The 21744-nt window shown below is 74.9% G+C and carries 20 protein-coding genes and 1 tRNA gene; 10 read left to right on the forward strand and 11 right to left on the reverse strand.

Features of this window, described 5'->3' with window-relative positions; all coding sequences use genetic code 11:
* A partial coding sequence (locus EAH89_RS22995) for an aldehyde dehydrogenase family protein (protein ID WP_140886057.1) occupies positions 1-238 on the reverse strand: 238 nt, incomplete at its 3' end.
* 117 nt (positions 239-355) lie between these two features.
* Between EAH89_RS22995 and fahA the strand changes: the two genes are divergently transcribed.
* Genes fahA through EAH89_RS23010 form a run of 3 tightly spaced genes read left to right on the forward strand, consistent with a single transcriptional unit; the run spans position 356 to position 3436 of the window.
* Complete coding sequence (gene fahA / locus EAH89_RS23000) at positions 356-1663, forward strand: fumarylacetoacetase (protein ID WP_140886097.1); 1308 nt, start codon at positions 356-358, stop codon at positions 1661-1663.
* Positions 1664-1697: 34 nt separating this feature from the next.
* Positions 1698-2486 carry a cyclase family protein gene (locus EAH89_RS23005; RefSeq protein ID WP_140886058.1) on the forward strand — a complete coding sequence of 263 codons (789 nt, stop codon included), beginning with the start codon at positions 1698-1700 and terminating at the stop codon, positions 2484-2486.
* Between the two features lie 5 nt (positions 2487-2491).
* Complete coding sequence (locus EAH89_RS23010) at positions 2492-3436, forward strand: Bug family tripartite tricarboxylate transporter substrate binding protein (RefSeq protein ID WP_140886059.1); 945 nt, start codon at positions 2492-2494, stop codon at positions 3434-3436.
* 10 nt (positions 3437-3446) lie between these two features.
* On the opposite strand, the gene glmS is transcribed toward EAH89_RS23010, so the two are convergent.
* Both glmS and glmU read right to left on the reverse strand, forming a co-directional pair.
* A complete protein-coding gene (glmS, locus tag EAH89_RS23015) occupies positions 3447-5270 on the reverse strand; it encodes a glutamine--fructose-6-phosphate transaminase (isomerizing) (RefSeq protein ID WP_140886060.1) in 1824 nt (607 codons plus the stop codon).
* Entirely contained in the window at positions 5271-6602 is a 1332-nt protein-coding gene (glmU, locus tag EAH89_RS23020; protein ID WP_140886061.1) for a bifunctional UDP-N-acetylglucosamine diphosphorylase/glucosamine-1-phosphate N-acetyltransferase GlmU, read from the reverse strand.
* Between the two features lie 93 nt (positions 6603-6695).
* On the opposite strand from glmU, the gene gph reads away from it, so the two are divergent.
* Entirely contained in the window at positions 6696-7358 is a 663-nt protein-coding gene (gph, locus tag EAH89_RS23025) for a phosphoglycolate phosphatase (RefSeq protein ID WP_140886063.1), read from the forward strand.
* A 39-nt stretch (positions 7359-7397) separates the two neighbouring features.
* A complete protein-coding gene (locus tag EAH89_RS23030) occupies positions 7398-8171 on the forward strand; it encodes a substrate-binding domain-containing protein (protein WP_140886064.1) in 774 nt (257 codons plus the stop codon).
* A 28-nt stretch (positions 8172-8199) separates the two neighbouring features.
* On the opposite strand, the gene EAH89_RS23035 is transcribed toward EAH89_RS23030, so the two are convergent.
* Positions 8200-9039, reverse strand: a complete 840-nt coding sequence (locus tag EAH89_RS23035) for a DUF3108 domain-containing protein (protein ID WP_140886065.1) — start codon at positions 9037-9039, stop codon at positions 8200-8202.
* 114 nt (positions 9040-9153) lie between these two features.
* Between EAH89_RS23035 and EAH89_RS23040 the strand changes: the two genes are divergently transcribed.
* A tRNA-Val gene (locus EAH89_RS23040) sits at positions 9154-9228 on the forward strand.
* Positions 9229-9351: 123 nt separating this feature from the next.
* Here EAH89_RS23040 and EAH89_RS23045 read toward each other — a convergent pair.
* Both EAH89_RS23045 and EAH89_RS23050 read right to left on the reverse strand, forming a co-directional pair.
* Positions 9352-9891, reverse strand: a complete 540-nt coding sequence (locus EAH89_RS23045; protein ID WP_140886066.1) for an EF-hand domain-containing protein — start codon at positions 9889-9891, stop codon at positions 9352-9354.
* Positions 9892-9992: 101 nt separating this feature from the next.
* Positions 9993-11390, reverse strand: a complete 1398-nt coding sequence (locus EAH89_RS23050; protein ID WP_140886067.1) for a M20/M25/M40 family metallo-hydrolase — start codon at positions 11388-11390, stop codon at positions 9993-9995.
* Between the two features lie 123 nt (positions 11391-11513).
* Here EAH89_RS23050 and EAH89_RS23055 point away from each other — a divergent pair, with 123 nt between their 5' ends.
* Positions 11514-12311: a DUF374 domain-containing protein gene (locus tag EAH89_RS23055; protein WP_140886068.1), complete on the forward strand. Its 798-nt coding sequence runs from the start codon at positions 11514-11516 to the stop codon at positions 12309-12311.
* A 25-nt stretch (positions 12312-12336) separates the two neighbouring features.
* On the opposite strand, the gene EAH89_RS23060 is transcribed toward EAH89_RS23055, so the two are convergent.
* Both EAH89_RS23060 and EAH89_RS23065 read right to left on the reverse strand, forming a co-directional pair.
* Entirely contained in the window at positions 12337-12675 is a 339-nt protein-coding gene (locus tag EAH89_RS23060; protein WP_140886069.1) for a hypothetical protein, read from the reverse strand.
* A 143-nt stretch (positions 12676-12818) separates the two neighbouring features.
* Entirely contained in the window at positions 12819-13973 is a 1155-nt protein-coding gene (locus EAH89_RS23065) for an acyl-CoA dehydrogenase family protein (RefSeq protein WP_206667651.1), read from the reverse strand.
* 4 nt (positions 13974-13977) lie between these two features.
* On the opposite strand from EAH89_RS23065, the gene EAH89_RS23070 reads away from it, so the two are divergent.
* A complete protein-coding gene (locus EAH89_RS23070; protein WP_161993719.1) occupies positions 13978-14583 on the forward strand; it encodes an NMCC_0638 family (lipo)protein in 606 nt (201 codons plus the stop codon).
* Positions 14584-14591: 8 nt separating this feature from the next.
* Here EAH89_RS23070 and EAH89_RS23075 read toward each other — a convergent pair whose 3' ends face one another.
* The gene (locus tag EAH89_RS23075) at positions 14592-18002 is read right to left on the reverse strand and encodes an indolepyruvate ferredoxin oxidoreductase family protein (protein WP_161993720.1); all 3411 of its coding nucleotides are present in this window, start codon (positions 18000-18002) and stop codon (positions 14592-14594) included.
* A gap of 136 nt (positions 18003-18138) precedes the next feature.
* Between EAH89_RS23075 and EAH89_RS23080 the strand changes: the two genes are divergently transcribed.
* Positions 18139-18639 carry an Lrp/AsnC family transcriptional regulator gene (locus tag EAH89_RS23080; protein ID WP_161993721.1) on the forward strand — a complete coding sequence of 167 codons (501 nt, stop codon included), beginning with the start codon at positions 18139-18141 and terminating at the stop codon, positions 18637-18639.
* Between the two features lie 10 nt (positions 18640-18649).
* On the opposite strand, the gene EAH89_RS32000 is transcribed toward EAH89_RS23080, so the two are convergent.
* Positions 18650-20416: a hypothetical protein gene (locus EAH89_RS32000; RefSeq protein WP_194152361.1), complete on the reverse strand. Its 1767-nt coding sequence runs from the start codon at positions 20414-20416 to the stop codon at positions 18650-18652.
* 92 nt (positions 20417-20508) lie between these two features.
* A complete protein-coding gene (locus EAH89_RS23090) occupies positions 20509-20880 on the reverse strand; it encodes a hypothetical protein (protein WP_140886072.1) in 372 nt (123 codons plus the stop codon).
* Between the two features lie 121 nt (positions 20881-21001).
* Here EAH89_RS23090 and EAH89_RS23095 point away from each other — a divergent pair, with 121 nt between their 5' ends.
* On the forward strand, positions 21002-21658 hold the full coding sequence (locus EAH89_RS23095) for an SCO family protein (RefSeq protein ID WP_140886073.1): 657 nt from the start codon (positions 21002-21004) through the stop codon (positions 21656-21658).
* Positions 21659-21744 lie beyond the last annotated feature (86 nt).

Genomic DNA, 21744 nt, shown 5'->3' on the forward strand with positions numbered 1-21744 from the left:
CGCGCTCCTTGGCGAGCAGCGCGCGCCAGGCGGGCTGGGCGGCCTTGGCGGCGGCGATGGCGCCGCGGACCTCCTCCCGCGAGAGGGAGGGGACGGTGCCGATGGCCTCGCCGGTCGCGGGGTTCTTCACCGTGATGGTCTTGCCGGAGGCGGCGCCCACCCAGGCGTCGCCGACGCGGTTGGCCTGGCGGAAGAGGTCGGGATCCTTCAGGACGAGCTTGGCGGCGTTGTCGAGCATCGGGGGGCTCCTCTTCGTGGGACCGCGTGGCCGGGGGGCGCCGAAGATGGGGCGGCGCGCCGAAAACAGCGTGATCCCCCCTCGGCAAGGCGGCAAGAGGGCGGCATGGTCTGGGCCATGGACGTCCACGATTTCACCCATGACCCGCAACGGCGGGCCTGGATCGCCTCGGCCAACGCGCCGGGAGGCGAGTTTCCCCTCCAGAACCTGCCGCTCGGGGTCTTCTCCGGGGATGGCGGGGCGCCGCGCGGCGGGGTCGCGATCGGGGACCGGGTGCTGGACCTTCGCGCCGCGCTGGAGGCGGGGCTGATCGAGGGGGAGGCGGCGGAGGCGGCGGCGGAGCCGGGCCTGAACCGGCTGATGGCGATGGGCCGCCCGGCCTCCCGCGCGCTGCGCCACGCGGTCTCGGCGCTGCTGGCCGAGGGAAGCGAGGCGGCGGGGCGCGCGGAGGCGGCGCTGGTGCCGATGGAGCGGGCGCGGATGCACCCGCCCTGCGCGATCGCGAACTTCACGGACTTCATGGTCTCGCGCGACCATTCCATGCGGCTCGGCGCGCTGAAGGACCCGGAGGCGCCGCTGCCGCCGGCCTTCGACAGCCTGCCGATCGCCTATCATTCCCGCGCGAGCTCCGTGCGGATCAGCGGCGCGGAGGTGGTGCGGCCGAACGGGCAGTGGCGGCGGAAGGACGGCGTGCATTTCGGCCCGACCGAGGCGCTGGACTACGAGCTGGAGATGGCGGTCTGGATCGCCGGGGAGAACGCGCTGGGCACGCCCGTGCCGATGGCGCGCGCGCCGGAGCGGATCTTCGGCTTCGGGCTGCTGAACGACTGGTCGGCGCGCGACATCCAGCGCTGGGAGATGCCGCCGCTCGGGCCCTTCCTCGCGAAGAGCCTTCTCACCACCGTCTCGCCCTGGGTGGTGACGGCGGAGGCGATGATCCCCTTCCGGGTGCCGGCGGCGGCGCGGGCGGAGGGCGTGCCCCCTCCCCTGCCGCATCTCGACTCCCCCGCGAACCGGGAGCGGGGCGGGATGTCGGTGGCGCTGGAGGTCTTCCTGCTGACGCCCGCGATGCGGGCGGCGGGCGCGGCGCCGGCGCGGCTGACGGCGACGGAGTTCGCCTGGATGGCCTGGACGCCCGCGCAGATGGTGGCGCACCACGCGAGCAACGGCTGCAACCTGCTGCCGGGGGACCTGCTCGGCACCGGCACCTGCTCGGGCCCGACGGAGGAGAGCCGGGCCTGCCTGGCGGAGATCATCCTCTCGGGCCCGGTTGGGCTTCCGGGCGGCGAGACGCGGCGCTTCCTGCTCGACGGGGACGAGGTGATCCTCCGCGGGCGGGCCCACGCGCCGGGCGCGGTCTCCATTGGCTTCGGCGAGTGCCGGGGCACGGTCACGCCGGCGCCGGACTGGCCCGCGGACGAGTAAGCGGGCAGTCTCGCGGAAAGGAAACGAGCAGGACATGGCACGGCGCATCATCGACATCTCGTCCACGCTGAAGGCGGGGATCGCGAGCGACCCGCCGCACATGCGGCCGCAGATCGACTACCGGGACCACCGCACGACCGCGCCGAGCATGGCGGAGTACATGGGCGTGCCGGTGGAGGCGCTGCCCGAGGGTGAGTACGCGGCGGTGGAGGAGGCGCGCATCTCCACCCACAACGGCACGCACATGGACGCGCCCTACCACTACTTCTCGCGCATGGACGAGGCGCTGGTGCCGGGCGGGCGGCCGTCGATGCGGATCGACGAGGTGCCGCTGGAGTGGTGCTTCTGCCCCGGCGTGAAGCTCGACTTCCGCGGCAAGCCGGACGGGCACGTGGTGCAGCCGGACGAGGTGGAGGCGGAGCTGCGCCGCATCGGGCACGCGATCCGGCCCTTCGAGATCGTGGTGGTGAACACCCGCGCCGCCAGCCGCTACGGCGAGGACGACTACATCGACACCGGCTGCGGCATGGGCAAGGCGGCGACGCTGTGGCTGCTCGAGCGCGGCGTGCGCGTGGTGGGGACGGACGCTTGGTCTTGGGACGCGCCCTTCTCGCACACGCGCCGACGCGTGCAGGAGACGGGCGACGCCTCGCTCATCTGGGAGGGGCACCGGGCGGGGCGCGAGATCGGCTACTGCCAGATGGAGAAGCTGTCGAACCTCGAGAGCCTGCCGGCGGACGGCTTCACCGTCGCCTGCTTTCCCGTGAAGATACACCGGGCCTCGGCGGGCTGGACCCGCGCCGTGGCCATCCTGGAGGATTGAGCGCCATGCGTCGCATGCTGCTGGGCGCCGCGCTGGCGCTGGCCGCCGCGCTCCCCGCGCGGGCGGAGTACCCGGACAAGCCGATCACGATGATCATGCCCTATTCGCCGGGCACGGCGGACGTGCTGATCCGGGCGATGGGCGAGCACTTCCAGCGGACGCTCGGCCAGCCGCTGGTGCTGATCACGCGGGACGGCGGCTCGGGCGTGGTGGGGATGCGGACCGTCGCGACGAGCGCGGCCGACGGCTACACCCTCGGCCACACGCCGATGACGGCGATCGTCGTGCAGCCGCACATGGTGCGCACCGCCGGCACCAACCCCGAGAACTTCGAGGCGGTCTGCGGGACGAACGAGAACATCCTCGGCGTCGTCGTGCGCGCGGAGAGCCCGATCCGCACCCTGCCGGAGCTGGTGGCGGAGGCGCGGCGGCGGCCGATGAGCTTCGGTAGCCCGGGGCCGAACTCGCTCCCCCAGCTCGGCGTCTGGCGCGTGCAGAAGGCGACGGGGGTGGAGTTCAACCACATCCCCTACCGCGGCGAGGCGCAGCACCTGAACGACACGCTGGCCGGGCGGCTCGACTTCTCGGCGGCGGTGGTGTCGTCGGCCGCGGAGATGGTGCAGGCCGGGCGGATGCGGCTGGTCGCGGTGTTCTCGAACCGGCGCCACCCGGACTTCCCGGACGTGCCGACGGCGCGCGAGCAGGGGATCGACGCGCTGCAACTGAGTCAGGTCGGGATCTACGCGCCGCGCGGCACGCCGGCGCCGGTGCTGGACCGGCTGGAGGAGGCCTGCCGCACGAGCCTCGAGACGCCCGTGGTGAAGCAGGTGCTGGCCACCACCCGCGCGCCCGGCGCCTTCATCCCGCGGGCGCAGCTCAACGCGATCCTGCGGGAGGAGTTCGCGAGCTACGGGCGCATCCTGCGGGAGCTCGGCGTGCAGGCGGAGTGAGGCGGGGGCCTCACTCCACCGTCACGGCCTTGGCGAGGTTGCGGGGCTGGTCCACGTCCGTGCCCTTCAGCACGGCCACGTAGTAGGCGAGCATCTGCACGGGGATGGTGTGCAGGATGGGGGCGACGAAGGGGTCGACCTTGGGCAGCACCACGACGCGGGAGGCGAAGCGGCGCAGCGCGACCGCGCCGTCCTCGTCGGTGAAGGCGATGATGCGGCCGCCGCGGGCCGCGGCCTCCTGAAGGTTCGACGCCGTCTTCTCGAACAAGGGACCGCTCGGGCAGAGGGCGATGACCGGGACCTTGGAATCGATCAGCGCGATCGGGCCGTGCTTCATCTCGCCGGCGGCGTAGCCCTCGGCGTGGATGTAGGAGATCTCCTTCAGCTTGAGCGCCCCCTCCATTGCGATGGGGAAGAGGCTGCCGCGGGCGAGGAAGAGGACGTCGCGGGCGTCGAGGATGTCGGCGGCCACCGCCTCGATCTCGGCGGTGGCGTCGAGGATCCGGGCGGCGTGCTCGGGCACCTCCAGCAGCGCGTGGGTGAGGCGGGCCTCCTCGGCCGCGTCGATCGCGCCGCGGGCGCGGGCGAAGTTGATCGCGAGGCACGCCATGACCGAGAGCTGCGCGGTGAAGGCCTTGGTGGAGGCGACGCTGATCTCGGGGCCGGCGACGGTCATCAGCGTCGCGTCGCTCTCGCGCGCCATGCTGCTCTCGGGGACGTTGACGACCGAGACGAGGGACTGGCCGCCGGCGCGGAGCAGCTTCATGGCCGCGAGGTTGTCGGCGGTCTCGCCGGACTGGGAGACGAACATGGCGGCGCCGCCCTCGGTCAGCGGCGGGTCGCGGTAGCGGAGCTCGCTGGCCACGTCGCAGTCGGTCGGCAGGCGGGCCAGGCTCTCGAACCAGTAGCGGGCGGTCTGGCCGACGAGGAAGGCGGAGCCGCAGCCCGAGAGCCAGAGGCGGGGCAGCGTCGCGGGGTCGAAGGGGAGCTGGGGGCGGGCGACGGCGCGGGACGCCGGGTCCACGTACTGGCGGAGCGTGTCGCCGATGACGGCGGGGTGCTCGTGCAGCTCCTTCTCCATGAAGTGGCGGTAGTTGCCCTTGCCGATGGCGGCGCCGGAGAAGGCGGTGATCTTCACCGCGCGCTGCACGGGCTGGTCGGCGGCGTCGAAGACCTGGGCGTCGGCCTCGCCGACCACGGCCCAGTCGCCCTCGTCGAGATAGGCGATGCGGCGGGTGAGCGGGGCGAGCGCGAGGGCGTCGGAGCCGACGAACATCTCGCCCTCGCCGTAGCCGATGGCGAGCGGGGCGCCCTGGCGGGCCACCAGCAGCTTGCGCGGGTGGCCGGCGAAGACGGCGGCGAGGGCGAAGGCGCCGTGGACGCGCTTGAGCGCGCCGGAGAAGGCGATCTCGGGGCTGTCGCCGCGGGCGAGGTGGTGGTCCACGAGGCGGGCGAAGGTCTCGGTGTCGGTCTCGGTCTCGAACTCGGCGCCCTCGCCCTCCAGCTCGGAGCGGAGCTCGGCGTGGTTCTCGATGATGCCGTTATGGACGATCGAGACGCGGGACGTGCCGTGGGGATGGGCGTTGCGCGTGGTGGGGGCGCCGTGGGTGGCCCAGCGGGTGTGGCCGATGCCGGTGGTGCCGGGCAGCGGGTCCTGGTCGAGCACGTTGGCGAGGTTGACGAGCTTGCCCTCGGCCCGGCGGCGCTCGACATGGCCGTTCACCAACGTCGCGATGCCCGCGCTGTCGTAGCCGCGGTACTCCAGGCGGCGGAGGGCTTCCAGGAGGCGGGGAGCTGCCTCGACCTGTCCGACGACGCCGACGATGCCGCACATTCAGGGCTGCTCCTTCTTCGCGGGGGTTCTCTGGTCTCGGAAGGCCGCGGCGAGGCCGGGCTTCTGTTCCTGCCGGGCGCGGCCGAAGGCCATGGCGTCGGGCGCGACCGGGGCGGTGATGGTGGAGCCGGCGGCCACGAAGGCGCCGTCGCCGAGGGTGAGCGGGGCGACGAGCGTGGCGTTGGAGCCGATGAAGACGCCGCGCCCCACGGTGGTGCGGTGCTTGGCGAAGCCATCGTAGTTGCAGGTGATGGTGCCGGCGCCGATGTTGGTGGCGGGGCCGATCGTGGCGTCGCCGATGTAGGAGAGATGGTTCGCCTTGGCGCCCTCGCCCAGCGTCGTCGCCTTCAATTCCACGAAATTGCCGACATGGGCGCGGGGGCCGATCTCGGTGCCGGGGCGGAGCCGCGCGAAGGGGCCGATGGTGGCGCCGCGGCGGACGGTGCAGCCCTCGAGGTGGGAGAAGGAGCGGATCTCGACCTCGTCCTCCACCGTGACGCCCGGGCCGAAGACGACGTCGGGGCCGATGGTGACGTCCTGGCCGAGGACGGTGTCGAAGCAGAGCGTGACGCTCTCGGGGCGGATGAGGGTGGCACCATTCGCCATGGCGGCCTCGCGCAGCCTGGCCTGCACCGCGGCCTCGGCGGCGGCGAGCTCGAGGCGGGAGTTGATGCCGCGGCACTCGGCCTCGTCGGCCTCGACGGCCACCGCGCGGAAGCCGGCCGCGCGGGCGGCGGCGACGGTGTCGGTGAGGTAGTACTCCCCGGCGGCGTTGCTGTTGGTCAGCGCGCGGAGCCAGGCGAAGAGGTTGCCGGCGGCGGCGCAGATGACGCCGACGTTGCAGAGGCCGACGGCGCGCTCGGCTTCGGTCGCGTCCTTCCACTCCACGATGCGGGAGACGCCGCCGTCCTCGTGCGGCAGGACGCGGCCGTAGCGGGCGGGGTCGGCCGGGCGCATGGCCAGCAGGGCGAGGTCCGCCCGCTCGCGGGCCTCGAGCAGGCGGCGGAGGGTGGCGGCGGTGATGAGGGGGTTGTCGGCGTAGAGGACGGCGACGTCGCCCTCCATGCCCTCCAGCAGGGGGGCGGCCTGGAGGGCGGCGTGGCCGGTGCCGAGGCGGTCGTGCTGGATGACCGTTGCGTGGGGGGCGGCGGCGCGCTCGAGGGCGGGCATGCCCGGGCCGGCGACGACCACGACGCGGTCGAAGACCCCCTCGCAGGCGGCGATCAGGTGGCGGAGCATCGGCCGGCCCGCGATGGGGTGCATCGCCTTGGGCAGCGCCGAGCGCATGCGCGTGCCGAGGCCCGCGGCGAGGAGGATGGCGGCGCGTGTCATGGGTTCGTTAAGCCCGGCCGCCAGGGGTTCCGCAAGGCCGGGGCCGGTCAACTCCCGTTGCGGTCGGGAATCGGCGGTGCCATTGGGGCGGGAATGGAACGCATCGCACTCTTCGACCTTGACGGCACGCTGCTGGACAGCGCGCCCGACCTTCATTCCGCCCTCGACCGGATGATGGCGCGGCTCGGCCGCCCCGGCTTCTCCCGGCCGGAGGTCTGGGCGATGATCGGGGACGGGGTGCAGGTGCTGGTTCAGCGGGCCTGCGCGGCGCGGGGGCTGGAGGCCTCGCCGGAGGTCGTGGCGGGGTTCCTCGAGGACTACGAGGCCCATGCCGCCGACGAGACCCGGCCCTTCGACGGCATCCCGGCGGTGCTGGCGGCCCTGCGGCGGGAGGGCTGGCGGCTCGCGGTCTGCACGAACAAGCCGGAGCGGGCGGCGGGGATCATCCTCGACCACCTCGGCCTCTCGCCCCTGCTGGACGCGGTCGGCGGGGGGGACAGCTTCCCTGTGCGCAAGCCGCATCCGGGGCATCCGCTGGGGCTGCTGGCGCGGATGGGGGGCGAGGCGTCGCGCGCCGTGCTCATCGGGGACCACCACAACGACACCCGGGCGGCCAGGGCGGCGGGGATCGCCGCCGTCTTCGCGGCCTGGGGCTACGGCACGCCCGCGATGGCCGAGGGGGCACCGGTGGCGGCGCGGCCCGGGGACCTGCCCGGGCTGCTGGCAGGGCTGCTTCCCGGGGTGGCGGCGGGGTGACGCGCGCCGCATGATCCCGCGGCAACGCGGGAGGGCGGCATGGCGCGGCGTTCGGTGTGGCGTTCGGTCCGGCGGGGATTGATCCTGGCGGCGCTGCTGCCCGCCCTGGCGGCGGGCGGGCGGGCCGACGAGGTGCGGGTGCTGACGGCCGGCGCCTTCAAGGGCGTGGTGGTGGCCGCCGCCCCGGACTGGGAGCGCGAGACCGGGCACCGGCTGGTGGTGGACAACGACACCGCGGGGGCGCTGGCGCGGCGGGTGACGGCGGGCGAGAGCTTCGACCTGCTGGTCGTGCCGCCCGCTCAGATGGCGGCCCTGGCGCGGGCCGGGCGGGTGGCGGAGGGCGCGGTGCCGCTGGCGCGGGTCGGCATCGGCGTCGCCGTGCGGCAGGGGGCGCCGCGTCCGGACATCGGCACGGTGGAGGCGCTGCGGGCGGCGATCCTCGCGGCGCCGCGCCTCGCCTACATCGACCCCGCCTCGGGCGGGTCGAGCGGGACGCATGTCGCCTGGCTGCTCGGGCGGCTCGGCGTCGCGGAGGCGATGCGCGGGCGGAGCGTGCTGGTGCCGGGCGGGCTGGTGGCGGAGCGGCTGGTGGACGGCTCGGCCGACTTCGCGATCCACCAGATCAGCGAGATCCTGCCCGTGGCGGGCGCGGCGCTGGTGGGGCCGCTGCCGGCGGAGGTGCAGCTCTACACGACCTATGCCGGGGCGCTGGCGCCGAACGCCGGGGAGGCGGCGCGGGGCTTCCTCGCGCGGCTCTCGGGCGAGGCGGGGCGGGCGGTGCTGCGGGCGCGGGGGATGGAGCCGCCGGGCTAGGCCCCTCCCCGTCCCTGGTTTCCGGCGCTCAGTTCCCGATCGGGCGCAGCCGGCCGGGGGTGCCGACGCTGGCGAGGCGGGCGCTGAGGGTGCCGAACCAGCGGCTGGGCGCCTCGATCCGGACGGGCACCACGGGCTGGCCGGGCGCGCTCTCGGCCAGCCAGGCGGTGCCGAGCTGCGGGCGGCGGGCGACCTCGGGGTCGTCGTCGCGCCGGTAGCCCGCGAGGAAGCGGCCCTCGAAGCCGCATTTCAGGGCGGTGCCGGACCATTCGTCGCGGGCGGGCGGGAAGGCGTCGCGGCCCTGGGTGCTCGCGGTCATGGAGGAGAGGCGGCGGCCGTCGTAGACGCGGACCGCGCCGTCGCAGCGCCCGGTGCGGCGGACCTGGCGGACGAGCTGGGCGATGGCGGAGAGGTTGTCGATCGTGTTGCGCTGCTCGGCCTCGGGCACGGGCAGGCGCTCGGCCTCGTTGGGCGGGACCATGACGCGGATGGCGGGCTGGCCGCCCGGCCACTCGAGGACGGTGCGGCGGCTCTCGCCGCGGAAGGAGCCCTCGGAGACGTAGCGGCGCGGGCGGGCGGCGTCACCCTGCCAGGTGCCCTCGACCCGCGTGACCAGCTCCCCGCCGCCGAAGGCCGAGGCGACGCCGCGCAGGCGGGAGCGGAACTCGACGGAGTAGGCGGCGTCGGTGATGTCGAGGGTGGCGTTCAGCTCCATCACCGTGACCCCGCCGGCCTGGACGAGGTAGGTGGCGGAGACGGGCTGGGCGCGCGCCGGGAGGGCGAGGAGGGCCGCCGCGGCGAGGCCAGCAGCCAGCAGGCGGGGGGACGGGAAGCGGAGGGACAGGAGCGCTCGGGGGGCCGGGGGCATGCGGGGCCTTCTCGCTGTTGGTCCCTAGATCGTGGCGCGGTTCCTCTTTGACCAGGGGCGCAGGCAGGGCGCCTTGACAGGGCGGGGCGGCCGGGGATATCCCCCGCCCCGTCAGGGCGCGTAGCTCAGCGGGAGAGCATTCGCTTCACACGCGAAGGGTCACAGGTTCAATCCCTGTCGCGCCCACCACCGCCCCCCGGATACCCTTCACGATCATCCCACCCGGGCCATGGCCCGGGCTTTCGGCGTTTGGCGGCCGAACGCCTGGCGGCCTTGGCCTCCGCCGGGCGTCCCGGTCCGTTTTCCCGGGCCTCAGCGGCGGGCGCGCGGGCCCACCTCGTCGGGCGTCAGCGCGCCGTCGCCGTTGGCGTCGCGGGCGCGGAACATCGCCTCGGCGGCGGGGCGGAGCTCGGCGAGGGTGACCTTGCCGTCCCGGTCGGCGTCAAGCGCCCGGAAGAAGCCCTGACCGCGCTCCTCCATGCGCGAGGCGGCGGGCTCGGCGCGGTGGGGGCCGGGGGGGCGCATCCGGGCCCGGGCGTAGGCGCGCGCCTCCTCCCAGGTGACGCCGCCGTCGTGGTTGGCGTCGGCCTCGGCGAAGCGGATGGAGAGGGCGGTCCAGGCCTCCTCGGCGGTGACGCGGCCGTCCCGGTCGGTGTCGGCGGCGCGGAACAGGGCGGCCGGCCCGGCCGCGCGGCGTCCCTCCGGCGGACCGGCCGGCGCGCGCCCGTCCTGGACCCGGCTCTCCGGGGGTCGGCTCTCCAAGGGGCGGCCCTCCTGGGCGATGGCGGGCAGGGCGAGGGCGCCGAGCGCCGCGGCGGCGGCGAGGGTGGCGAGGGTGGTCTTGCGGGGCATGGCTGGTCCTCCTTCAGGAGGGGCAGGATAGGCGCCCTGGTGTAACGGACCGAGGACCGGCGGGTGAGGAAGCGTGACGGCCCCCTCCCCCGCCGCCGCCGCTAGCGGGCGGGCGTGCCGGGCTCGCCGAGGTCCCACCAGATCCCCGCGAAGGCGGCGAGGCCCTCGCGCAGGAGGGCGGGGATGACGTGCTCGTCCGGGCCGTGCTGCTTGCAGCCGTTGTAGGAGTGCGGGACCCAGACGAGGGGCGTGCCGAGCAGGTCCACGAAGACGTCGCCGGGCAGGCCGCCGGAGGCGTTGGGGGTGACCTGCACGCGGGTGCCGAGCGAGCGCTCCATGCTCGCCTTCGTCCAGAGCACCCAGGGGGCGTCGGGCGGGGTGCGGCTGGCGGGCATGCGGATGCCGGCGCGCTCGATCGAGACGGCCTGGAGCCCGCGGGCGTCGAGATGGGCGCGCAGCGCCGGCTCGAAGCGGAACGTGTCGCTGTCGCCGGTGTAGCGGATCTGGCAGGCGGCCCGGGCCTCGGGCGCGACGGCGTTCACGGGGGAGGCCGGGTTGCCGCAGGTCATGGCGAGGACGATGAAGGAGGCCCAGCCGTAGATCTTCTCGGCGGCGGTGAGGCCGGGCTCGCCCCAGCCCTCGTCGATCGTGGCCGCCCCCTCCCCGCCGCCCACCGGGCAGCCCTCCAGCGCCCGGCGGATGGCCGGGGGCACGGTCTCGCCGGGCAGCCAGTCGCGCACCTGGATGCGGCCGTGCTGGTCCGCGATGGCGGCGATGGCGTGGGCGAGGAGGATGGCGGGGTCGCGCGTCAGCCCGCCCCAGTGGCCGGAATGGACGCCGCCCTGGCGGAGCCGCACCACGAGGTCGAACATGAAGCTGCCGCGCGAGCCCGCGGCGATGGTCGGCAGGCCGGGCTCCACGCGCGGGCCGTCGGAGGCGATGAGGGCGTCGGCGGCGAGGAGGTCGCGTTGGCCCTCCACGAAGGCGCGCAGGCCCTTCGAGCCGAGCTCCTCGGACATCTCGAGCACGAGCTTCACGTTGGCGCCGAGGCGGCCGCCGCGCTCGGCGAGGACGGCCTCGAGGGCCGCGAGGTTGACGACGTGCTGGCCCTTGTTGTCGGCGGTGCCGCGCCCGTACCAGACCCCGTCGCGCTCGGTCAGCGTCCAGGGGTCGAGGCCGGGGGACCAGGCCTTCTCCAGGCCGAGGACCGTGTCGCCGTGGCCGTAGAGAAGGACCGTGGGGCGGGCGGGGTCCTCGAGGCGGGTGGCCGTCAGGATGGGGCCGCAGCCGGTCTCGGGGTTGGGGTGGACCTCGGAGGTGAAGCCGAGCCGCGCGAGCCAGGGGCGGAGGCCCTCCTCGAGGTAGCGGCGGGACTCGGGCGCGGCGGCCGGGTCCTGCGAGGTGGAGGGGATGGCGACGAGGGCGGCCAGGCGGTCGCGGAAGGCGCCCCCGTCGAACTCGGCGGTCGCGCGGGCGATGGCGGCTTCGCGGCTTGGCATGGGGCCCCTCTCTCTCGTGGCCCTGGCCTCATAGGGCGGATCGGGCGGCGGGGCGAGGCGGGCGGCCTCGACCGGGAGCGGCCGTTACCGTATGCGCTGGCTTCCCTCTTCCGGACCCCTGCCATGCCGCAGCCTCTTCCCGGGCCCTGCCCGCCCGGGGCGCCCGCGGCCCCGGCGCGGCGCCGCGGGCCCCTCGCGCGGGGGATGAAGGCGGTGGGGAAGTCCCGGGCCCTGTCCCACGCCCTCTGGCACCTCATCGGCCTCTATCTTGGCCTCTGCCGGCGGACGGCGCGGTGGGAGCTGCACGGGACGGCGGCGCTCGACGCCCTGGCCGCGGGGCGGGAAGGCTTCGTGCTGGCCTTCTGGCACGAGTGCCTGCCGGTGATGCCGCTCGCCTGGGCGCGGTTCTGGGAGGGGATGGGGCCGGGGGTGGCGCGCAAGCCCGGGCTGGTGCTCGTCTCGCGCAGCCGGGACGGGGCGCTGATCGCGAACGCGCTCGGCGGCTACGGGCTGACGGCGGTGGAGGGGAGCTCGTCCCGGGGCGGGCGCTCGGCCGGGATGAACCTCCTGCGCGGGGTGCGGGCGGGTGGGGTCGCGGTGGTGGTGCCGGACGGGCCGCGCGGGCCGCGGCGGCGGGTCTCGGCCGGGGCGGTGCGGCTGGCCGTCATGGCGGGGGTGCCGGTGGTGCCCTGCGGGGCCTTCGCCGCGCCGTCGCGCCGGCTGGCCTCCTGGGACCGGATGATCTTTCCCCTGCCCTTCGCGCGCTGCGTGGCCGTGGTGGGCGCGCCCATCCCCGCGCGCGGCGAGGCGGAGGGCGCGGTCTCGGCGGCGCTCGGCGGCGCGCTGAACGCGGCGATGGAGGAGGCGGAGACGCGGGCGCGCGGGACGGCCAGGGCGGTGCCGGCGGTGCGAGGCCGCTGAAGCGGGAGCGGCGGCCGGGCGCGGCTCAGCGCGTGCGGGCGGGACCCGAGGTGCCGCCGCGCGAGCCCGCGACGGAGCCGCCCAGCAGCGCGCCGGCGAGAGCGGGCAGGAGCACGCCGACGACGGGGCCGGCGAGGCCCATGCCGGTGTCGGGCAGCATCACGGGCTGGCCGGTGCGGGAGGGCGGGATGGAGACGCCGCTGCTGGCCGGGCGGGCGGCGAGGCGGGGGGCGCTGCGGGGCGGGATGATCACCGCGCCCTCGGCCGGGACGACGACGCTGCGGAGCTGCGCCGCGGCGGGCTGGATGGCGGCGACGAGGGCCAGGGCGGCGAGAAGGACGGCAAGGGCGGGCCGCGGCGGCATGCTGTCTCCTCGCGCCGGGGCGCGGCAGGGGTTTTTGCGCGCGGGGCGCAACAGGACGGGTTGGTGGCGGGACGACTCCCGTCCACAACCCTTCGTTGCGATACTGTGCTGTTCCACCCCCGTCCTGTCAAGGCGCTCCGGGCCTAGCGGCGGCCGAGGAGGTGGCGGGCGACGATGACGCGCATGATCTCGTTCGTGCCCTCGAGGATGCGGTGGACGCGGAGGTCGCGGACGAGCTTCTCCACGCCGTAGTCGTGCAGGTAGCCGTAGCCGCCGAGGAGCTGGAGGGCCTCGTCGGCCACGCGGTGGCCGGTGTCGGTCGCGAAGCGCTTGGCCATGGCGCAGAAGGGGCCGGCGTCGGGGGCCTTGCCGTCGAGCTTCGAGCAGGCGCGCCAGAGGAGGGAGCGGGCGGCCTCGAGCTCCGTCGCCATGTCGGCGAGGCGGAACTGGGTGGCCTGGAAGTCGGACACGGCCTTGCCGAAGGCGCGGCGCTCGCGCGTGTAGTCGAGGGCGATGTCGAGCGCGCGCTGGGCGCCGCCGAGGGAGCAGGCGGCGATGTTCAGGCGGCCGCCGTCGAGGCCGGCCATGGCCATGCGGAAGCCCTGGCCCTCCTCGCCCAGCAGGGCCTCGGCGCGGACGCGGGCGTCCTGGAAGGCCATGGTGCGGGTGGGCTGGGCGTTCCAGCCCATCTTCTTCTCGTTTGCGCCGAAGGAGAGGCCGGGGGTTTCCTTCGGGACCAGCAGGGCGGAGACGCCGTCCGGCCCCTCCCCGCCCGTGCGGGCCATGGTGAGGTAGAGGTCCGAGCTGCCGGCGCCGGAGATGAAGGCCTTGGAGCCGTTCAGCACGTAGCCCTCGTTGTCGCGGGCGGCGCGGGTGCGGAGCGCCGCGGCGTCGCTGCCCGATCCCGGCTCGGTCAGGCAGTAGGAGGCGAGGCGCTCCATGGTAACGAGGCTCGGCAGGTGCTCGGCGCGCTGGGCCTCGCTGCCCCAGCGGTCGATCATCCAGGCGACCATGTTGTGGATGGAGAGGAAGGCCGAGGTGGTGGGGCAGCCGGTGGCCAGCGCCTCGAAGACGACGGCGGCGTCGAGGCGGGTGAGGCCGGCGCCGCCCGATTCCTCGCGGACGTAGAGGGCGGCCATGCCGAGGGCGGCGGCCTGGCGCATCTCCTCGACGGGGAAGTGGCGCTCGGCGTCCCAGTCGAGCGCTTTCGGGGCCAGGACGTCGCGGGCGAAGTCCTGGGCGACCTCGCGGAGCGCGCGGGTGTCCTCGGGGAGGTCGAAGGCGCTATCCAGGGGCATGACCGTGCTCTCTCGTTTTTCGTATTGGCGCGCCGCCGGGCCGCGGCGTCCAGCCCTGCTTCTCGCCCTCTCGCTGCTGGCCGCCGGCCCCGCGCGGGCGGCCTCGCCGCTGACGGAGGAGACGGCGGCGGCCATGGGCAGCTTCATGCAGGTCTGCGCGGCGGTGCTGACCGGCGGCGACAGCCTGGCGGCGGCGCGGGAGTCCGGCTTCGCCGAGGTGCCGGCCGAGCGCGCGCGGGCGATGCTGCGGGGCGGGCGGGGCCGGGTGCTGGTGGCGGAGGGCGCGGCGCTGGGGGCGATCGTGCTCATCCTGTCGGACCGGCCGGCGGGCTGCACCATGCGGCTGCAGCGAATGGACGTGGAGACGGCCGAGCCGCTCTTCGTGCGGCTGGCCGAGCGGGTGGCACGGCCGGGGCTGACGGTGACGCGCGCCTTCGACGGCACCGTGCCCGTGCCCAACGCGGCGCCGGCGCGACAGATCAGCTACCGCATCTCCCCGAGTGCCGGGGCGGCGTCCGACTTCGCGCTCGCCTTCACGGGGAACGCCGACCCGGCGGCGGGGACGCAGGGGGTCTTCACCTTCGGGACGCTCGCGCCGCGCCGTCCCTGACGGCCCCGTCACTCCGCGGCCATGGCGGGGACGGTGGCGTCCAGCCGGGCGGCGATGGCGGCGAGGCGCGGGCGGGTGCGCTCGATGTTGCGGTCCTTCACCGGGCCGAAGCCGCGGATGGCGCCCCAGGCCTCCACCCATTCCTGGATGACCGGCAGGGTTGTGGCGTCGAGGCGGGGGAGCAGGGCCTCGAGACCCGTGCGGAACTCGGCGATCAGGGCGCGCTCCGTCCGGCGCTCGGCGGTGCGGGCGAAGGGGTCGAGGGCGGTGCCGCGCAGCACCTTGCCGTGGCGCAGCAGGCCCATGGCGCGGAGCATCCAGGGGCCGAAGGCGCGCTTGGCGGGGCGGCCCGTCTCGGGGTCGACCGGGGAGAGGAAGGGCGGCGCGAGGTGGAGGACCGCGCGCGTCGTGCCGGTGAAGCCGGCGCGGAGGCTTGCCTGCCAGGCGGGGTCGGCGTGGAGGCGGGCGACCTCGTACTCGTCCTTGTAGGCCATGAGGTGGTGGAGCTGGACGGCGACGGCGCGGGCCAGGGCCTCGTCGGCGCCGGGGACCGCGCGGACGCGGGCGACGACGCCGGCGTAGTCCCGCGCGTAGGCGGCGTTCTGGTAGGCCGTGAGGTCGGCGGTGCGGCGGGCGATCAGGGCGTCCAGCGTCTCGGGCGCGCGGGGGGCGGCGGGGGCCTCCAGCGCCGCGGCGCGGCCGAGGGCGAAGGCGCGGCGGTTCTTCTCCACGGCCGTGCCGTTGAGTTCCAGCGCGCGGTCGATGGCCGCGAGCGTCAGCGGCAAGAGGCCGCGCTGGTAGGCGGTGCCGAGGAGGAAGACGTTGAGGAAGATGGCGTCGCCGAGCGCCTCCTCGACGCGGTGCGAGGCCGGGATGGCCAGGAGGTCGCGGGAGGCGGCGCGGAGGTTGTCGAGCACGGCGGCGGCGTCGGCGCGCGGCGTGCCCAGCAGGAAGCCGGCGGTGGCGGCGAGCTCGGCGTTGACCACCGCGGCCGTGCGCTCCGCGGAGAGGAGCGGGCGGACGGAGGCGCCGTGGGCGCCGATGGCGTCGGCGGCGATCAGCAGGTCCGCCTGGCCGGCGCCGATGCGGGGGCCGGCGAGGGTCTCGGCGGCCGCGCCCTCGGCGCCGATGCGGAGCTGGGCCTGCACGCCGCCGCCCTTCTGGGCGAGGCCGAGCTGGTCCATCGTGCGCACGGGGCGGCCGTCGATGTGGGCGGCCATGGCGAGGATGGCCGAGAGCGCGGTGACGCCCTGGCCGCCGATGCCCGCGAGGACGATGTTCCAGGCCTCGCCGCGGAGCGCGGGCGGGGCGGGGTCGGGAAGGTCCGCGGGGGCGGCCGCGGCTTCGGGATGGGCCGCGACTTCCGCGCCCTCGAGGGTCACGAAGGACGGACAGAAACCCTTCAGGCAGGAGAAGTCCTGGTTGCAGGCGCTCTGGTCGATGGCGCGCTTCTGGCCGAACTCGGTCTCGACCGGCTGCACCGCGAGGCAGTTGGACTGCACGCCGCAGTCGCCGCAATCCTCGCAGACGCGGGGGTTGATGACGACGCGCTTGCCGGCGGCGGGCGCGGTGCCGCGCTTGCGGTGGCGGCGGCGCTCGGTGGCGCATTCCTGGTCGTAGATGAGGACCGTGACGCCCTCGGTCTCGCGCAGCTCCTTCTGCACGGCGTCGAGGCGGTCGCGGTGGTGGAAGGCGACGCCGCGGGGCATGAGCGGGTCGCCCTGGTGGCGCTCGGGATCGTCGGAGACGACGACGACGCGGGCGGCGCCCTCCGCGGCCATCTGGGCGGCGATGCGGGGGACCGTCATCTCGGCCTCGGGCGTCTGGCCGCCGGTCATGGCGACGGCGCCGTTCACCAGCACCTTGAAGGTGATGTTCGCCTTGGCCGCGATGGCCGCGCGGATGGCGAGGCTGCCGGAGTGGGAATAGGTGCCGTCGCCGAGGTTGGCGAAGACGTGGCGCGTGTTCACGAAGGCCATCTGGCCGAGCCAGGGGGTCCCCTCCCCGCCCATCTGGGTAAAGACCTCGGTGTTCCGGTCCATCCAGGTCGCCATGTAGTGGCAGCCGATGCCGGCCATGGCGCGCGAGCCCTCCGGCACCTTGGTGGAGGTGCTGTGGGGGCAGCCCGGGCAGAACCAGGGCTGGCGCAGCGCCACGGGGTCGGTGGCGGCGCGGGCCAGGGCGTCCAGCGCCGCGAGGCGGGCGGCCATGGTGTCGGGGCGGCCCTCGCGCGGGAGGCGGGCGTCGAGCGCGCGGGCGACGGCGGCGGCGTCGAGCTCCGTCAGCTCGGAGAGGAGGGGCCGGCCGTCCGCGTCGCGCTTGCCGGTGATGCGGGGGGCGCCGGGCGTGCCGTAGAGGGCGTCGCGGAGCTGGGCCTCGAGGAAGGAGCGGCGGTCCTCGACGACGAGGACCTCCTCCAAGCCGTTGGCGAAGGCGCGGGCGGCCTCCGCGTCGAGCGGCCAGGCGAGGCCGACCTTCCAGATGCGGAGGCCGAGCAGGCGCGCGGCGGTGTCGTCGATGCCGAGGTCGAGCATCGCCTGGCGCAGCGTCGCGTAGGCCTTGCCGCGGGCGGCGATGCCGAAGCGGGGGCGGGGCGCGTTCAGCACCACGCGGTCGAGGCCGTTGGCGCGGGCGAAGGCGATGGCGGCGGGCAGGCGCGTGAGGCGGAGGCGACGCTCCTGGGCCAGCACCACGTCGCGGAGGCGGATGTGGCGGCCGTCCTCGCCCTCGAAGTCGCCCTCGGGGATGACCGGGGCCCAGGCGGGGTCGATGCGGAAGGTGGCGCTGGCGTCCATGGTGTCGGCCACGCACTTCATGGCGGCCCAGGTGCCGGCGAAGCGGGAGAGGGCGAGGCCCTTGAGGCCGAACTCCAGGACTTCCCCGACGCCGGAGGGGTCGAGGAAGGGGATCTCGAGGTCCATGAAGGCGTGGTCGGAGGCGTTGGCGACCGTGGAGGACTTCGCCGAGGGGTCGTCGCCGGCGAGCGCCAGCACGCCGCCGAGCGGGGCGCTGCCGGCCATGTTGGCGTGGCGGAGCGCGTCGCCGCTGCGGTCCACGCCCGGGCCCTTGCCGTACCAGATGGAGAAGACGCCGGCCTTGGTGCCGTCGTTGAAGAGGTTCGCCTGCTGGCTGCCCCAGGCGGCGGTCGCGGCCAGGTCCTCGTTCAGGCCGGGCTGGAAGACGATGCCGGCCTCCAGCAGGCGCTTCGCCTCGCGGTGGAGCTCCTTGTCGTAGGTGCCGAGCGGGCTGCCGCGGTAGCCCGTGACGAAGCCCGCGGTGTCGTGGCCGGCCGCGAGGTCGAGGGCGCGCTGGGCGAGCGGCAGGCGGACCAGGGCCTGGATGCCCGTCATCAGGACGGGGTCGGCGCCGGACTCCCAGCGGTCCTCCAGCTTCACGGTCGCGCGTTGGATGCTTCCCACGGACGGCTCCTTTCCGGCGCTCGTTCTCTGCCCCCTGATATGGGGGAGAATGCGCCGGAAGTCCCGGCGGTTTTCTCCCGTTTTGTGTTGTGCGGCGCCGAAGAAACGGAAGAAGCTTCTGCGAAAGGGAGGAATCATGGACACAGCGGATCGGCGCGCCCCCGACACCCCGGAGAAGCGCGCCCTGGACGCGACGGACCGCCGCATCCTGCGGGCGCTGGCACGGCGGGGGCGGCTGTCGAACGCGGAGCTGGCGGAGGAGGTGGGGCTCTCGCCCTCCCCCTGCTGGACGCGGGTGCGGCGGCTGGAGGCGGCGGGGGTCATCAAGGGCTACGCGGCCCTGCTCGACCAAGCGGCGCTGGGGATGCCGGACACGGTGTTCCTGGAGGTGATGATGGAGAAGCACGACGAGGCCGCGCTGCGGCGCTTCGAGGACGCGGTGAACGCCATTCCCGAGATCCTGGAGTGCCACCTCGTGACCGGGGAGTACGACTACATCATCAAGGCCGCGGTGAACGGCACGGCGGGCTACGAGAGCCTGCTGCGGGAGAAGGTCTACCGGCTGCCGGGCGTGCGGCACACGCGGAGCGCCTTCACGCTGCGCTGCCTGAAGCGGGAGATCTCGGCGGTGGTGTGAGGGCGGGCGCCTACCAGGGCCCATCGCTGCCGTGGCCGACGGCGGCCGGGTGCTTCTCGGCGTGGTTGTCGTAGGCGGGGGCGGCGCGCTGCAGGTCGGCCGCCCAGGACGCCGCGGCCGCGCCCCCGCCGCGCGGCACGGCCGCGTCCGCCACGAGGACCGCGAGGGGGGGGACGGCGAGGTTGTTGTAGTGGAGGTCGGCGCTGGTGAGGCGGAAGAGGAGGCCGGCGACCTCCTTGCCCTCCTTCAGCCCGTCCTCGATCGCCGTCACGGTCACGGCGTGGGGCGTGTTCCAGTCGTCGGGGGTGAAGACGATCCGGTGGAGCGGCGCCGGCGCGCCGCCCGAGGCGGCGACGCGCAGGTCCTGGCCGCCGAGGATCTCGAGCGTGACGGGGGCGGTCGGGCGCACGCTGAGCGCGACGCTGAAGCCGTCCCCGGCGCCGCCCTCGACCACGGCGGTGTTCAATCCCGTCTCCTGCAGGAGGAGGCCGTGGTTGCCGTCGGTGACCGTGACGCCGACGCCGGTGCCCGTCAGCGCCTTGAAGCTGAGGTCGTTGCTGCCGATCGTGAAGCTGACGTGGGCGGTCTCCGTGCCCTCGACGAGGGTGTCGACGGCGGCGCCGACGTTGACCACCCGGGGCGTCGCCCAGTCGGCGGGCTGGATGGTGAAGGTGACGGTCTTCATGGCGGGGCTCGAGGTGCCCGTGGAGATCATCAGGTCGCTGTCGGCGGTGAGCTGGAGGCTGACCACGGCGCTCGGCATTCGGGAGAGCTGGACGGTGAAGGAGTCGGTCCTCCCACCCTCGGTCACATCGGTGGAGCCGTCGGTGTGGGTGACGACGATGCTCGCCTCCGGCGGGGGCGGTGGTGGTGGTGGCGGGGAGACAGGTGGCGAGACCGGGGGCGACACGGGCGGCGACACCGGCGGCGAGACCGGGGGAGAGACGGGTGGCGACACGGGCGGCGATACCGGTGGCGAGACTGGCGGGGAGACCGGCGGCGAGACGGGCGGTGACACCGGTTCCAAGACCGGCGGTGACACCGGCGGCGACACTGGCGGCGACACTGGCGGCGACACTGGCGGGGAGATGGGAGGCGAGACGGGCGGCGACACCGGCGGCGAGACGGGGGGCGGGGGAGAGGGCAGCGGGGTGTCGTCGTCGTTGGTGACGTTCACGACGTCGACGTCGAGGCTGAAGGCGGACTCGTTCACGCCGTCGGAGGCGGCGATCATCACGTCGCGCAGCGTGCCGCCCTGGCGGAGGAGGTCCACGCCCTCCCGCAGCCGGAGGGTGTTGCCGACGATCTCGAACCAGGCGTCGTCCGGCGAGAGGACGCGGTAGGTGAGGTTCTCGGCGGGGCTGTCGGGATCGTCGGCCAGGAGGGTGCCGATGGTGCCCCCGACGTCGGTCTCGAGCACCTGGCCGCCGGTGGAGAAGCGGAGGTTGCTGGGTGCCTCGTCGTCCACCCCCTGGAGCGTGACGGACCAGGCATCCGCGAGCGCGATCCAGCTCGTGCCCGTGCGGACGGAGAGGCTGAAGCTGAGGACGGGGTCCGGGCCGGGGGCATAGGCCTCCCGGTCGAAGGCCTGGGCGGGTTGGATGGTGACGCGGCCGTTCCCGCCGAGCGTCGCGAGGAAAAGGGAGGCGTCCGGTCCGGTGAGGGCGATCTCGGCGATGGTGCCGGGTTCGCTGAGATCGAGGGTCGCGACCCAGTCGCCGGCCCTGTTGTTCTCGAAAATGGACGCGGGCACCGTGCCCGCAGCCGTGATCGGCATCGGATCCCCGCTCGCGTCTCTCTGACGCGGCGGAGGATGGGCGGGGCGGGTGAAAGCGGGGTTAAGTGCCCCGCCGCACCCGCCTCAGGCGGTCAGGCCGCGGCGGAGCCGGGCTCCTGGGCGGCGATGAGGGCGCGCATGGCGCGCGCCCAGCCCGGCGCGTCGCCGAGCAGGCCGTCGAGGGTGGGGACCGGCAGGGTCTCGGCGAACTCGAGGGCGGTCACGGCGCGGGGGTCCCAGCCGGCGGCGATCGCCTCGACGGGCTGGCCGGCCTCGCGCGCGGCCTCGCCGACGAGGCCGCGGACCTCGCGAGCGGCGTTGAGCACCCGGGCGGCGGCCTCGTGGCGGCGCGGCTCGGCGAGGTTGTCGTTCGCGATCTCGGCCAGGCTCGCAAGGGTCCGGCTCTCGAGGGCCTGGCTCTCGCGGGCGCGCGTCTCGGTGGCGGGGATCTGGTGGGCGGGCATCGTCTCGCTTGTCCTTCCGGGCCTCTGCCGCAAGTCAATCCCCCGCTCTCGGGGTGGGCGACAGGGCTGCTAACGTGCCTACCCCATCCCTCGTTGCGCCGGCTGCGCTATATGGGGGGCCATGACCCGCGCAATCCGCATCGCCGTCCTTCTTCTCGTCGCCGTGCTCGGCGGGCTCTGGGGCGCGGCCTTTCTCACCCGCGCGCCCGGGGAGGGGCTGGGGGCCGCCTTCGCGCGGCTGGCCGGGGGCGGGAGCACGCCGCCCAGCGCGGGCGGGGTGGCGCTGCCGGGCGGGGTGAGCATCGGTGGCAACTTCACCCTGGTGGACGGGGACGGGCGGACCGTGACGCAGGACGACCTGCGCGGGAAGCTCTCGCTGGTGCTGTTCGGCTTCACCTTCTGCCCGGACGTCTGCCCGACGGAGCTGCAGGTGATCGCCCAGGCGATGGACCTGCTGGGGCCGCAGGCGGCCCAGGTGCGGCCGGTCTTCATCACGGTGGACCCCGAGCGGGACACGCCGGCGAAGATGAAGGAGTACGTGGCCCAGTTCCACCCGGCCATCACGGGGCTGACGGGCACGCCCCAGCAGGTGGCCGCCGCCGCCCGCGCCTGGCGGGTCTACTACAGCAAGGTGACGCCGGCGGGGGCGACGGACTACCTGATGGACCATTCCGCCTTCACCTACCTCATGGGGCGCGACGGCTCGTTGCGCGCCCTGTTCCGCCCGGGCGCGACGCCCGAGGAGATGGCGGCCTCGATCCGGGCGAACCTCGGCTAGTCCCCCGGGCCGGGCCCTCCGGGGCGCTCGGTCCTGCCCCGCGCGCAGCGCTGTTGCGCGGCGGGTGGCGGTTGCGGCATTCCAGG

Origin of the sequence: Muricoccus nepalensis (genome assembly GCF_006438825.1) — a bacterium.
Lineage (GTDB): Bacteria > Pseudomonadota > Alphaproteobacteria > Acetobacterales > Acetobacteraceae > Roseomonas > Roseomonas nepalensis.